Origin of the sequence: Zobellia uliginosa (assembly GCF_018860745.1) — a bacterium.
In the GTDB taxonomy this organism is placed as follows: domain Bacteria; phylum Bacteroidota; class Bacteroidia; order Flavobacteriales; family Flavobacteriaceae; genus Zobellia; species Zobellia uliginosa_B.
The window spans coordinates 746,158-759,253 of sequence record NZ_JAHKPY010000014.1 but is presented as its reverse complement, the minus strand read 5'-3'; the positions used below and the strand labels follow the sequence as shown (position 1 = coordinate 759,253).

Annotated in this window: 12 protein-coding genes; 8 read left to right on the top strand and 4 right to left on the bottom strand. The window is 37.5% G+C overall.

The window, feature by feature from the left end; translation table 11 throughout:
• Positions 1 to 61: 61 nt before the first annotated feature.
• On the top strand, positions 62 to 691 hold the full coding sequence (pth, locus tag KO521_RS18125) for an aminoacyl-tRNA hydrolase (RefSeq protein ID WP_215941314.1): 630 nt from the start codon (positions 62 to 64) through the stop codon (positions 689 to 691).
• Here the strand turns inward: pth and KO521_RS18120 are convergent.
• Entirely contained in the window at positions 678 to 1,358 is a 681-nt protein-coding gene (locus tag KO521_RS18120) for a hypothetical protein (RefSeq protein WP_215941313.1), read from the bottom strand. The two genes, pth and KO521_RS18120, sit on opposite strands and share 14 nt — an antisense overlap.
• Positions 1,355 to 5,146 (bottom strand): reprolysin-like metallopeptidase, encoded by a 3,792-nt coding sequence (locus tag KO521_RS18115; RefSeq protein ID WP_215941312.1) that lies wholly within the window; start codon positions 5,144 to 5,146, stop codon positions 1,355 to 1,357. Before KO521_RS18115 ends, KO521_RS18120 begins: the two co-directional genes overlap by 4 nt.
• A 52-nt stretch (positions 5,147 to 5,198) precedes the next feature.
• Between KO521_RS18115 and KO521_RS18110 the strand changes: the two genes are divergently transcribed.
• Together KO521_RS18110 and KO521_RS18105 are read left to right on the top strand one after the other, a co-directional pair.
• Positions 5,199 to 6,125 carry a bifunctional riboflavin kinase/FAD synthetase gene (locus tag KO521_RS18110; protein ID WP_215941311.1) on the top strand — a complete coding sequence of 309 codons (927 nt, stop codon included), beginning with the start codon at positions 5,199 to 5,201 and terminating at the stop codon, positions 6,123 to 6,125.
• Positions 6,125 to 7,462 carry an HTTM domain-containing protein gene (locus KO521_RS18105; protein WP_215941310.1) on the top strand — a complete coding sequence of 446 codons (1,338 nt, stop codon included), beginning with the start codon at positions 6,125 to 6,127 and terminating at the stop codon, positions 7,460 to 7,462. Before KO521_RS18110 ends, KO521_RS18105 begins: the two co-directional genes overlap by 1 nt.
• Here KO521_RS18105 and KO521_RS18100 read toward each other — a convergent pair.
• On the bottom strand, positions 7,452 to 7,829 hold the full coding sequence (locus KO521_RS18100; protein WP_215941309.1) for a VOC family protein: 378 nt from the start codon (positions 7,827 to 7,829) through the stop codon (positions 7,452 to 7,454). The two genes, KO521_RS18105 and KO521_RS18100, sit on opposite strands and share 11 nt — an antisense overlap.
• A 78-nt stretch (positions 7,830 to 7,907) precedes the next feature.
• Between KO521_RS18100 and serS the strand changes: the two genes are divergently transcribed.
• Positions 7,908 to 9,179 carry a serine--tRNA ligase gene (gene serS / locus KO521_RS18095; protein ID WP_215941308.1) on the top strand — a complete coding sequence of 424 codons (1,272 nt, stop codon included), beginning with the start codon at positions 7,908 to 7,910 and terminating at the stop codon, positions 9,177 to 9,179.
• A 67-nt stretch (positions 9,180 to 9,246) separates the two neighbouring features.
• Here serS and KO521_RS18090 read toward each other — a convergent pair whose 3' ends face one another.
• Positions 9,247 to 9,558 carry a hypothetical protein gene (locus tag KO521_RS18090; RefSeq protein ID WP_215941307.1) on the bottom strand — a complete coding sequence of 104 codons (312 nt, stop codon included), beginning with the start codon at positions 9,556 to 9,558 and terminating at the stop codon, positions 9,247 to 9,249.
• A 203-nt stretch (positions 9,559 to 9,761) separates the two neighbouring features.
• Between KO521_RS18090 and KO521_RS18085 the strand changes: the two genes are divergently transcribed.
• The 4 genes from KO521_RS18085 to rsmA are packed head-to-tail and all read left to right on the top strand — an operon-like array spanning position 9,762 to position 13,049.
• Positions 9,762 to 11,546, top strand: coding sequence for a tetratricopeptide repeat protein (locus tag KO521_RS18085; protein WP_215941306.1), 1,785 nt, complete (start codon positions 9,762 to 9,764; stop codon positions 11,544 to 11,546).
• A gap of 9 nt (positions 11,547 to 11,555) precedes the next feature.
• A complete protein-coding gene (locus KO521_RS18080) occupies positions 11,556 to 11,867 on the top strand; it encodes a DUF4286 family protein (RefSeq protein ID WP_215941305.1) in 312 nt (103 codons plus the stop codon).
• 24 nt (positions 11,868 to 11,891) lie between these two features.
• Positions 11,892 to 12,176: a gamma-glutamylcyclotransferase gene (locus KO521_RS18075; RefSeq protein ID WP_215941304.1), complete on the top strand. Its 285-nt coding sequence runs from the start codon at positions 11,892 to 11,894 to the stop codon at positions 12,174 to 12,176.
• A gap of 9 nt (positions 12,177 to 12,185) precedes the next feature.
• Complete coding sequence (gene rsmA / locus KO521_RS18070) at positions 12,186 to 13,049, top strand: 16S rRNA (adenine(1518)-N(6)/adenine(1519)-N(6))-dimethyltransferase RsmA (protein WP_215941303.1); 864 nt, start codon at positions 12,186 to 12,188, stop codon at positions 13,047 to 13,049.
• Positions 13,050 to 13,096 lie beyond the last annotated feature (47 nt).

Sequence of the window (13,096 nt, the reverse complement as noted above, 5' to 3'; positions counted from 1 at the left end):
TTATATTTATTTAAAACATAATCTTATTCCAGAAAAGAGCTACTCCAAAAACCAAACGATTATGTTCAAATTTCTAAAATTAATTTTTAATACGGACAAAAGGGTTCTAGAAGAAACAGACAGCATGAAAAAATACCTAATTATTGGTCTAGGCAATATAGGCAGCGAGTATTCAGAAACCCGTCATAACATTGGGTTTAAAGTTTTAGATGCTCTTTCTGAGGTTCTAAACTTTTCTTTTGAGACTGTAAAACTAGGAGACTTAGGCGTATTCAAAATTAAAGGTCGGAGTGTTATTTGTCTTAAACCATCAACTTATATGAACCTTAGTGGTAAAGCGCTAAAGTATTGGATGGATAAAGAGAATATTCCTTTAGAAAACATTCTAGTTGTTACGGATGATATTAATTTGGAGTTTGGGTCATTACGCTTAAAAACGAAGGGAAGTAACGGAGGTCATAACGGTCTCAAGGACATTCAAAACGTTCTACAAACCACGAATTACAACCGACTCCGTTTTGGTGTAGGAGCAGATTTTGGAAAAGGCAGACAGGTAGAATATGTTTTAGGTGAATGGAGCGAAGCAGAGAGAAATGCTTTAACAGAGCGGTTCGAAAAAACCACAGAACTGATTCAATCATTTGTTCTAGCCGGTGTTGCACGAACAATGAATCAATTTAACGGGTCTTAAACTCTGTAATATTACTAGTTGAAATATTTCCTTCTTCGTCTGTAGTAACAACTTTCCAATAATAAACTTCATCAGAAACTACCTGTACCTTTAGCTCATTAACCCCTGCATTCGTATTTTGCAACAGTGTTACAGGTGGATTCTCATTTGAAAAATATACATCGTAAGATTTAATATCATCATCTAAATCTTGGCCTGTCCACTTTAAACTTATTTCATTGTTCACATCTTTAAAAGCTGTAGAACCTTGAGCAGGGAAAGTCAATTCAGCCGGAAAAGGAACGTGACTAACTTCTGAACCCGGATTGTAAAACAACCAAGAATCACTACTTACAGATGTTGTTGTTTCTGAATTTTCAGAGACTACTACCCATGAAAATGGCGTACCCTTGGCAAGAGACAATGTTTCTATAGTAGCAGAAGTGTTTTTATACTGAATTGTACCTGTAGTTAGGTTGGTCACTTGCAAAACATATACTTCTGTGTTATCTGCTGCGTTCCAATTAAACCTTACTATACTACTTGTTTCACCATCACTTTGAACTGGTGTGCATTCAGAATTTTTGGCCGGAGATACCAAACTTACTTTTTCCGGCGGTTTAGGCGAGTCTTTTTTACAACCCGAAAAGAGCACCAAACACAATAGTATAAAAGCTAGTATTCTCATCGTTTTATAACTTTAACCGTTCCTTCAATAGTTTCTCCTTTTACTTTAACAATATAAATTCCAGAAAGCAGTGACGAAAAGTCTAAATCCACTTCACCACCTCTTGGTGTACTTTGCTCACTTTTAACCAATGAACCACTTATAGTAAATATATCAATTCTTACTTTTTCCGTAGATGAGCCCAATAGCAATCTAGTATTGGTATCAAAAGGATTAGGAAAGACCAGAGGTTCACTTCCTACAAAGAAACGGTCTTCATAAACACCTTGACATGACCGACCTGTGGACACCCGCAGCATATTACCTCCAGATTTAAGATCTAATGTAATCTCTGATTTATCCGTAAGCACAGTCTCTCCATTTAATTCTACAGTATAAAGTTCTGCTCCTTGCATAGAAAGAACCACCGTTTTACCATCTAGGGAAACGGCAGAAGTTACACCTAATGGTTCTGGTTGTGAAACCGTAACCTGTGAACAGAACTCTTCATATTCAAAATCCGCACCCGTAGCATTTATACAAACAGTATATACACCAGAGGTTAAACTAGAAAGTGAGAATACATTAGTGAATGTATTGGTGACGTTCGTAGTGTTACCCGTAATAGAAATGGAGTAATCCATAGATGTCAAGGTACTTATAGTAATAACACCATCATCATTGTTTCTACAAGATTCACTATCTACGGTAATTTCGAAACTATCTGCTGGAAAACGATGCACTTGGCAACCAGATGTGTCTACCTCTGCCCCTTCGGGTGTATTAAGACAAAGATCATCCCCGTCATCAAAAACACCATCATTATCAACATCAGGTCTAAACTCACCTTCAACACAAATATCCAAGGAAAATTCATTGATAAACCCGCCATCCTTGGCCGCATTGTCCACCACTGTTAATATCCATTCACCCAATATAGACTCTCCGTTAAAAGAACTTAGCGAACCAAGTGGTTTTACTGTTCCTTTAATTGCCGTTGTAGCGGTTGCACCACAAACAAAATTAGCCACAGCAGAATCATCAAAAGTTGCATCTACATTATCTAGTTCTCCACAGGAGCTAGAAATTAATGGAACCACGGTGTTATTAGGCGATGTAAGTGTAACTACGATATCCTCTAAATATTCATGATCAATATTTAATCTCACGTTAATATCATCTACTTTCAAATCCTCGAAAAATGCTATTTTTGATATTACCGTTGTTCTTTCAATAGCGCTTATTTCCAAAGGCAGATCTCTTGCGCGCTTATTAGTACAGTCCAATTTAATCGTAGCAAACTTACGAACAGCGCTGTAAGGCCCCTCACCACATTCGTTTTTGGGTTTTACACGCCAAAAATATTCGGTTTCGTTAATTAAATCTACGGGAGCATAGCTATTTCTTGTAACCGTAACCAATTCCACCAAGTTGGCAAAGTCAGCATCAGTAGCAATATGTACTTCGTATGAAGTGTACGAGGGGTTATCCTCCCATTGCAAAAGTTCAGTTGTGGCTGCATCTTCTAAATCATCTACGGGCGCTGTTAACTCAACCGTTGGAAAATCGGTATCATAAATATTTAAATCCAACGTCATCTCTTTGGTTACACTTAACGAAACAGCAGAAACGGTCAATGAATAGACCCCTTCCGAAACACCTTCCGTGTTTTCAATAATCATATCAACCCTTGTTCCGTCTACTGAAACCGTATCTGGCATAAAAGTGATTCCCAAATTTTCTGGCGCATCGATCACGTTAAAAACAACCTCTTCACTAAATCCTAAATACGCCTCATAGGTAAAGGGAATTGTAAGGTCATCAAAATGACAGGCCTCAAATTCCAACTCCGGAAAATTCATTACGAATTGAGCCTCTTCGATATTAAAATTTTCCACGTTTACTGCATAGTAAACATTATCAGAGGCCTTTACCATAATTCGCGCTTCAGCGGTAGAAATTCCACCGGGTACAACAATCTTATGAGACCCGTCATTCACTACGCCAGAGGCCAAAGGAATTGTAAAAGTAACTCCACCATCCACCGAAAGAACAATATCTACATTTTTAGTTGCAACCGGTAACATATCAGTACCGGCAACATCCCAATCTATTTGTAATAATTCACCAGCAACATACGTTTCCCCATTTGCCTGAGAAGTGATCCGAAAAGGTCCAGCACTATTTACAACGGATACGTTCATTAACTCGGATACTACTTGTCCTCCCCCTGAAGCATTATCTCTAACACTAAAGGCAAAATTCATTTCTCTTTCCACATCGGAAACGGTTTCCCAAGCAGAACCTAGTGTTGGGAAGGTTTGGGTTAAATTGCCTTTAACCACTTGCGAAAGCATTGGAAAATATCGTATTGGCGCCAAACTTGGCAGTCTTGATCTAAAATTTGCTCCACTCGCATTATTAGGGCCAAAAGAAGCTTGGGTAACTATGCCATTATCTATCTGTTCCCATGTATAGGTCAAGACGTCATTTTCGTCTGGATCAGTAGCACTACCTTCCAACATAAATGCCGTAGACTTTGGAATGACATAATCTTCTAAATCCGCAACTACAGGTGGATTGTTTGAAATAGAGATTACCTCTCCACAAGTCTTAGTCTCTAGATTTTCTATAATTTGTTTTATACTGATGTAATGAAAATAATCATCCCCCCTAGCGGCAACGTCATTTACATCCGTAACGCCGGCATAGCCCATAATCGTGGAACCACTACCCGGCTCTACTTGCATTAAGGTACCCTCAAATTCATGAGACCAAGTATGATTCGCTCCTAATTGATGGCCCATCTCGTGAGCTACAAAATCAATATCATATCTATCCCCTTTTGGCGTTTGACTAGATGAATAGGCACTTCCTTTTCTATTGGTAATACAAATTGCACCAATAAAACCGGCATTTCCATTATTCACACCTTTGTGAAAAACATGGCCAATATCATAATTGACCTCTCCTATTTCACTGGTCATGGCCGCTTGTGCCTGGCCACCTAACTCACTTAACGATCCTGTATAAGGGTCATTTTCAACATCAGTATAAATAATCTTATCCGTATCTGCTACAATCTCCAAACGTACCGCCAAGTCCGTTTCAAAAACTTCATTGACCCTCGTTACAGTGGCATTGATCCCTGCAAGAGCATCTGCTACTGTACCACCATGGTACGCTGTATACTCCGCAGTTGCTGAAACTGCCAACCTATATATACGCAACACCTGCCCATCTAAAGGTTTGGCCGTCAGATTTGCTCCTGCAGACAACACCTTTTCTTGCGTACTACAAGTAAAATCAGATTCATCTGCGCTTTTTGCACTTCTTGAGTATACTATATATTTATCGTCATCTATTTTTTCAATAAAACTAGTTTCCTCCTCTTTTGCAGACACGATCATGGCCTGTACATCTTTTTGAGAAACACTAAATCTTATTCGATTTTCCTTATTATTGACCGCTTGGCCGGAAAATGACTTAATTTCAGGATACTTCTTTGATAAAGCTTCGGATAAAACTGGAGTTTCCCGAACACTGTATGCAATCATTTTTCCTCTTGAATTTGGGAAATGAACAATTTTAGAAAAATTTTTAGAAGTTACCGAAGATTTCAGATTTTGCTTGAAAAGGTTTTCGTGTAAGGCAAAAACTTTTCCGTCCTTTACGTTCAATTCTTGTGAAACTATCTTGTAAGAAGATTTTTTTAACGAAGAGCTTTCCCAGTATTCACTCTGTGCCGAAGCGGAAAAGGAAAGAAATGCTATGGTAATTGAAAAAACAAGACGTAATTTTGTAACCATCAAGGGGGTTTAGAACTAATTCAAATATAAGTCTTTTTATTATTTTTATAAGGTGGTAACAGTCCAAAGCATTTCCAAAAACGATAAACGGCATCCGACTGCCATTACCATAGGCACATTTGATGGCGTTCACATAGGTCACAGGAAAATATTGGAACGTTTGATCAACAACGCCGCTTCCTTAAACCTTAAATCTACAGTTCTTACCTTTTTCCCGCATCCCCGAATGGTTTTACAGAAAGATGCGAACATAAAATTGCTAAATACTATTAAAGAAAAGACCAAAATTCTGGAAGACTTAGGATTAGACCAACTAATCATACATCCTTTTACGCAAGAATTTTCTAGGCTATCTGCAACAGAATTCGTCCGTGACAATTTAGTGAACCAATTACAGACCAAAAAAATAATCATTGGTTATGACCACCGTTTTGGCAGAAACCGAAATGCAAATATTACGGATTTGAGAGCTTTTGGGAACACGTATGGTTTTGAGGTCGAGGAAATAACCGCTCAAGAAATAGATGAAGTATCCGTTAGTTCTACCAAAATAAGGAAAGCCCTTCAAGAAGGAGATATAAGTACAGCAAATGCATATCTAGGATATAACTACATGCTAACGGGCATTATTGGAAAAGGAAAAGGATTAGGGAGACAAATTGGTTTTCCTACAGCAAACCTGAATATTGCCGAATCCTATAAATTAATACCTAAAAATGGTGTCTACTTCGTAAAAAGCGAGTTCTCGGGCAAAACCATTTACGGCATGATGAACATTGGTTATAACCCGACTGTTGCCGGAAAAGAAAAAACTATTGAAATCAATTTTTTCGATTTTGACCAAGACCTTTACGGAAAAGAACTGCAGATAGATATTTTGCACCGCATACGCGATGAGCATAAGTTTGAATCTGTAGAGGCACTAAAAATACAACTGGAAAAAGACAAGCAGACCTCGCTTGCCCTAATCTCAAAATAATGTTGGATCGTTTTCTTTTTTCGAAAATCGATAATTCACAACTAATTATATTCCGTATTTTTTTTGGAATCCTTGTCTCTCTTGAATGCTATGGCGCCATTATAACCGGATGGATACGAAGAACACTGGTTGAGCCTAAATTCACTTTCAATTTTATTGGTTTCGATTGGTTACAGCCACTACCAGGTTACGGAATGTACTTTTATTTCTTCATTATGGGTACGCTAGGGGTTTTAATAGCCCTTGGATTCAAATACCGGTTTGCCATAATTTCGTTTACCTTAATGTGGACAAGTGTTTATTTGATGCAAAAAACATCGTACAACAACCATTATTACCTTCTGGTTCTCATTTCATTGTTTATGTGTATTTTACCAGCACACAGAAACTATTCGTTGGATGTAAAGCGGAATCCACTTTTAAAAAGTGGCAGCATGTTCGCCTATGCAAGGTGGATTATCATATTTCAATTACTTATTGTGTATACATACGCTTCCATTGCCAAGTTATACGGAGATTGGCTAGATTTTGGTATCGTTCGTATTCTAATGCTCAACAAGGCTAGCTACCCAATAATCGGAAGTATTTTACAAGAACCGTTCGTCCATAAAATAATTGGAATTTCAGGTATATTTTTTGATTTACTTATCGTACCGGCCTTACTTTGGAAACCTACCCGAAAAGTTGCATTTTTTGCTTCGGTGTTTTTCCACCTATTTAATTCCATAGTATTTCAAATTGGGATATTTCCTTATTTATCATTGGCCTTTACGGTGTTTTTTTTCGAACCGGAAACCATACGCAAAATCTTTTTCAAAAAGAAAAAACCATACCTACTCCAAAATTTTGAACTCCCGTCTTTTAAAAATCTCGTTTACGTATTAGGAGGCATTTATTTTATAGTGCAGCTAGCGCTACCTATTAGACACCATTTTATAAAAGATGATGTTTTATGGACAGAAGAAGGTCATAGATTAAGTTGGCGCATGATGCTAAGAAGCCGCATTGGAAAACTCAAATTCCAAGTAGTAAATAAAGAAAATGGAGAAAAAACCTTAATAAAAACAGAAGATTACCTTTCCAAAAAGCAGATGAAAAGAATTGGGGGTTATCCAGATTTTATTTGGCAATTTGCCCAAAGGCTAAAAAAAGAATATGCAGATAAGGGTGAACAAATAGAGGTGTACGCAGTAAACTCCAAAGCAAGTGTTAACGGAAAACCGTATCGCCCTTTTATTGACCCTAAAGTAGATTTAGCAAGCACCAAGTGGAATTATTTTGGGCACAACGAATGGATTTTTCCCTCTCCCTACAAAGAAAACGATCTTAAAAATTGATTGCCCTTTCACAAAGTTGCAAAGGCATTCCCCAAGGATCCCTAAGCATGACCAAATGAGCATCTTTCCGCTTTATTTCCTCTACTAATGTAGCACCCTCCGCTATAAGTCTTTGTTTATCAGACTCCGCATCGTTAGAAACGAATGCCACATGAAAGGCAGACGGTTCTTGTTTTTGGAAGTTGGTCATAGGTTGGTCTTCCTTTTGATAAAGTTCCAGTATAACCCTATCCGTTGAGTCGGCCAAAAACGTCATGAAGGGACTATTTTCTTTAGCCACTACTACCTTTAGTCCTAAATGGGTAACAAACCAGTTCACTCTTTTCTTTATATCCGTAACGTTCAGCGCAAAATGTTCAAAAATCATAAAATAACAAGATTAAACGATCGTAAATGTATTCGTTTTTAATCATTAGTTTAAATTTGCAGACTAAATTTAAGAGCCATGTTACAGCTACAGGTCGTTCGAGACAAAAAAGATAACATCATAAACGCACTGAAAAAGCGAAATATAGATGCCGAACCCCTAATTAACGAAGTATTAGAATTGGATGAGAAAAGACGTTCAACTCAAACTTCGTTGGACGAAATCTTGGCGGAAAGCAATAAACTTTCCAAAGAAATAGGTATGCTCTATAAAAATGGAAAAGCCCAAGAAGCCAATGTACTGAAAGAAAAAACGGGAACTTTAAAAGAAGATTCCAAAAAATTGGGCGAAGAACTCAATAGCATTGCCCAAGATTTACAAAAAGCACTCTACCAAATTCCCAACGTACCACATGAATCAGTACCTGCAGGTAGCACGGATGAGGATAACGAAGAAATCTTTAAAGAAGGTAATATTCCTAATTTAGTAGAAAATGCGCTTCCCCACTGGGAACTGGCTAAGAAATACGATATTATTGATTTTGAGTTGGGGGTAAAAATTGCCGGTGCCGGTTTTCCTGTTTACAAAGGAAAAGGAGCCAGATTGCAACGCGCCCTTATTTCTTATTTTCTAGATAAAAATACAGAAGCTGGTTATACCGAAATGCAAGTACCGCATTTGGTAAATGAAGCATCTGGTTTGGGAACAGGACAATTGCCGGACAAAGAAGGCCAAATGTACCATGTAGGGGAAGATGACCTATATCTTATTCCTACCGCTGAAGTACCGGTAACCAATATATTTCGCGATGAAATAATTGCAGAAAGTGATTTTCCTATTTGTTATACCGCTTACACCCCTTGTTTTAGGAGAGAAGCTGGTAGTTATGGAGCACACGTTCGTGGCCTCAACCGTTTACATCAATTCGATAAAGTAGAAATTGTTCGTGTTGAAAATCCTGCTAATTCCTATAAAGCTCTGGATGGCATGGTAGAACATGTAAAAAATATTCTTAGGGAACTAAAATTACCATACAGAATTCTAAGGCTTTGTGGTGGTGATTTAGGTTTTACCGCGGCTATTACCTTTGATTTTGAGGTCTTCTCCACCGCTCAAGACCGCTGGTTGGAAATAAGTTCAGTTTCCAATTTTGAAACATACCAAGCCAACAGATTGAAGTTACGCTTTAAAGATGAAAACGGGAAAAGTCAATTTGCACATACCTTAAACGGAAGCTCTTTGGCGTTACCAAGAGTATTAGCCGGGATTTTGGAGAACTATCAAACTGCGGACGGAATTGAGATTCCAGAGGTATTGGTGCCTTATTGCGGATTTAGTCGAATAGATTAAATAGAACCACACAAGAATAAAAAATCGGCCAGAACTTACAAGTCTGGCCGATTTTGTTTTACACAATTTACATCTCTCCTTCCCCAACCTCTTCACCTGAAGCGTAGACCACATAACTTTTCCTAGTGGTATTGAACGTTACCCGTATTGGTTTTTCATTTCTAATCAAATCTAAATAATCACTATACCTATCTATAGGTTCGTAACCCACTCCGGTTTTTATGTCTTCGTTATAGGTATTCTCAGATAAATTCCCATCTACAAAGATTAGATACAACCTATATCCATCCGCACAGTACAAATTAATTCTACCTGAATTAGTTCCGTTTGGATAAAGAAATGCCGCATAGCGGTCACAATTTTTTACAAATGCTGCCATTTTTCCGATTTTAAATTTATACTCATTAATATTCTGATTATAAATATATTACACTTAAATACAGACATTACTTAACATTGTATGAATGGCTTTTAATCGTGTGTAAAACGAAGCAAACCTGGGTTACCTCCTATTTATGGCAAATTATAGTCCCATTAACAGATTCTTTTCCATGGCTGACGTAAATTTGTTAAATTTCATGTATGAAGGCTCTATATAGCATCGCCATTCTTCTTATTACATTTTCCGCTGTTGCCCAAGATGATTTCTTGGCGAAGCAGTATTTTAACGATGGTAATTTTGATAAAGCGGTAGTGTACTACGAAAAGCTTGTCAAGCAAAATCCCCGTAGAACAGATTATACCGAAGCCCTTATTGCCACCTATCAACAACTGGAGCGTTATACAGATGTAGAAGAATTATTGTCGGAGAAAGTTAAAGAGAATAATGTGTACCCTACACTGCTCATAGAAATGGGGTATAATTATAGATTGCAAGATCAAAGGGAAAAAGCTCAGGATTACTACCAAAAAGCAATTTTACAAATTAAAGAAAATCCTAATTATGGTTACGGTATTGGCTTTAGATTTCAAAAATATGCACTTTTAGACCAAGCCCTTGCGGCCTACACCATGGCCATGGAACTTAATCCCCAATTAGATTTTAATTACCAAATGGCTCGTATTTATGGTGAACAAGGAGATGTTGAAAAGATGTATGTTTCGTATTTAAGACTTATTAGCGAGGGTAAAACATCAAAATCCAAAGTACTCCGTAATATTGATGAGTTCATCACTGCGGACCCAGAGAACGAGAATAACATCATACTAAAAAAAATACTATTACAAAACGCACAAAAAAATCCGGAAATTCTTTGGAACGAACTGCTCAGCTGGCTCTTTGTACAACAAAAACAATATGGCAGCGCGTTTAGACAAGAAAAGGCTATTTATAAACGTGTTGAAGGTGCTAATATGCAACGCCTAAACACTCTTGGCAATTTAACGCTTGAAGAAAAAGAGACAGAAACCGCCCAAGAAATATTTCAATATATAGCAGACAACAGTGGTGATGCCGTAACCAAACTTAACGCTCAACTAAACCTAATAGATATTCAGCTCTTAGACGCTACCCAAAAGGACCTTGAACATATAGAGAAAGAATTTGAAGAACTCATAAGTTTTCACGGTTACAAAGCGCAAACTTTACAATTACAAGTAGCGTACTCTAATTTTCTCACCTTTAAAAAAGAAAATCCGGAAAAAGCAATTCAGATTTTAAAACAAAGTTTAGAACTACCACTTAATGCACGTGGAAAGGCTTTTGTAAAATTAGCCCTTGGTGATATTTTAGTTTATGACAAGCGGTTTAATGAAGCTCTTATTTATTTTTCTCAGATACAACAAAATCTAAAAAACGATGTCTTAGGGCAAAATGCTAGGTTTAAAGTGGCTCAGACCAGTTTTTATAAGGGCGATTTTGATTGGGCGCTTACACAGCTAAAAGTACTAAGAAGCTCTACCTCTCAACTCATTGCCAATGACGCCATGCAATTGAGTTTATTAATCTCCGATAATTCACTGGAAGATTCTACACAGACCGCTTTAAAGAAATTTGCCCGAGCAGATCTTTTGGCGTATCAAAACAAAACAAAAGAAGCCATTGCTGAGCTTGATGGTATTCTTGAAAACCATAAAGGCGAAAAAATAGAAGATGAAGCGCTACTAAAGCAAGGAGAGCTTATGGAATATATAAAAGACTATGAAGCAGCGGAGTATAATTACCAGAAGATAATAGAGTTTTACGCCAATGGTATAATAGCGGACGACGCCTATTTTGCACTTGCAGAGTTATATAAGAATAAATTGAACCAACCAGAAAAAGCGAAATCGCATTACGAGAAAATTATCTATAATTACCAAGACAGTTACTATTTTCCGCAAGCGCGAAAGAATTTTAGAATGCTTAGAGGTGATGCCATAAACTAAACCAACAATATGTACATATACAACATTACGACCAATATAGAAGAATCCGTTCATGATGAATGGCTGGTATGGATGCGCGAAGTTCATATACCGGACGTACTTGCAACCGGAAAATTCCTAAACGCCAAAATGAGTAAGATTATGGTGGAGGAAGATATGGGCGGCATAAGTTATTCCGTACAATTTACGACTTTAAGCAAAGAAGAGCTACTTCGCTATTACTCTGAAGACGCACCAAGATTACGGGAGGATGCCCACAAACGGTTTCCAAACAAATTCGTATCCTTCAGAACCGAAATGGAAATCGTAAGCGAGCATTAAAAAATATGCATTACCTCTTCAGTTATGGAACGCTTCAAAACCTTTCTGTTCAAATTAAGGTTTTATGGTGGGCATTTGAGAGGTCGCGAAGCCATCCTAGTTGGATATCAAATTTCCCCTAAAAAAGTAATGGAGAGCTACTTGGTCATTGAAGTTACCAATACCAGAGAAAACGCAATTAACGGCATGGTCTATAAACTAGAGCAGTATGAATTACAAAAAGCAGACCTTTACGAAGGCACAGCATATAAAAGAATACAAGTCAGTTTAAAATCAGGCAGCAGTGCTTGGGTTTATATAAAGGCTTAAAAGAAAAATATGGGTAAGAAAAAGAAGAAAAGCTACGATAAAAAATTTTCAAAACCTTGGAAAGAGGACAGTCCGGTAAAAGCTAAAAAGCATTTGGGACAGCACTTTCTAAAAGATGAGGAAATTGCTCAAAAAATAGCGGGGACCATTTCACTAAATGGTTACAGAAACGTAGTTGAAATAGGACCTGGTACAGGCGTGCTTACAAAATATCTTCTTCAGCAAGATATGAGGCTCATAGCAATGGACCTGGATGCAGACTCAATTGTTTACCTTAACCATAGTTTTCCTTTAGAACATGCCAATGTTATGTCCGGTAAAAGCACGCTTGAGGTTATTGAAGCAGATTTTTTAAAATATGACCTAAACACCCTTTTCGGGGATGAACAATTTGCCATAACCGGAAACTTCCCGTACAATATCTCTACCCAAATTATTTTCAAAATGTTGGAAATGAAAGAACAAGTGCCTGAATTTTCAGGTATGTTCCAAAAGGAAGTAGCTAAACGTATTTGTGAAGGAGAAGGAAATAAAACGTACGGTATTTTATCTGTATTAGTACAGGCCTATTATGATGCCGAATACCTTTTTACAGTACCTCCGCAAGTGTTTGACCCTCCACCAAAAGTACAATCTGGCGTATTACGCTTGGTACGCAAGGAGAATTTTAGCTTAGATTGTGACGAAAAACTATTTTTTAGAGTGGTGAAAGCTGCTTTTAATCAGCGCCGTAAGACTATCAGGAACAGTTTAAAAACTTTTGATCTTTCGCCAGAACTTAGGGCTGATATTATATTTGACAAACGCCCGGAACAACTAAGCGTAGTGGATTTTATTGAACTTACTAAAAAAGTTGCATCTGATTTAGGGTAAATATCCACCGGCATATCCTCTTTAGAACCTTTTTTCATTCTTTCTAT

Excerpts from the sequence above, each read along its gene's own strand:
- pth (WP_215941314.1), top strand. The coding sequence starts at position 62 with ATGTTCAAATTTCTAAAATTAATTTTTAATACGGACAAAAGGGTTCTA.
- KO521_RS18120 (WP_215941313.1), bottom strand. The coding sequence starts at position 1,358 with ATGAGAATACTAGCTTTTATACTATTGTGTTTGGTGCTCTTTTCGGGT.
- KO521_RS18115 (WP_215941312.1), bottom strand. The coding sequence starts at position 5,146 with ATGGTTACAAAATTACGTCTTGTTTTTTCAATTACCATAGCATTTCTT.
- KO521_RS18105 (WP_215941310.1), top strand. The coding sequence starts at position 6,125 with ATGTTGGATCGTTTTCTTTTTTCGAAAATCGATAATTCACAACTAATT.
- KO521_RS18100 (WP_215941309.1), bottom strand. The coding sequence starts at position 7,829 with ATGATTTTTGAACATTTTGCGCTGAACGTTACGGATATAAAGAAAAGA.
- serS (WP_215941308.1), top strand. The coding sequence starts at position 7,908 with ATGTTACAGCTACAGGTCGTTCGAGACAAAAAAGATAACATCATAAAC.
- KO521_RS18090 (WP_215941307.1), bottom strand. The coding sequence starts at position 9,558 with ATGGCAGCATTTGTAAAAAATTGTGACCGCTATGCGGCATTTCTTTAT.
- KO521_RS18085 (WP_215941306.1), top strand. The coding sequence starts at position 9,762 with ATGAAGGCTCTATATAGCATCGCCATTCTTCTTATTACATTTTCCGCT.
- KO521_RS18080 (WP_215941305.1), top strand. The coding sequence starts at position 11,556 with ATGTACATATACAACATTACGACCAATATAGAAGAATCCGTTCATGAT.
- KO521_RS18075 (WP_215941304.1), top strand. The coding sequence starts at position 11,892 with ATGGAACGCTTCAAAACCTTTCTGTTCAAATTAAGGTTTTATGGTGGG.
- rsmA (WP_215941303.1), top strand. The coding sequence starts at position 12,186 with ATGGGTAAGAAAAAGAAGAAAAGCTACGATAAAAAATTTTCAAAACCT.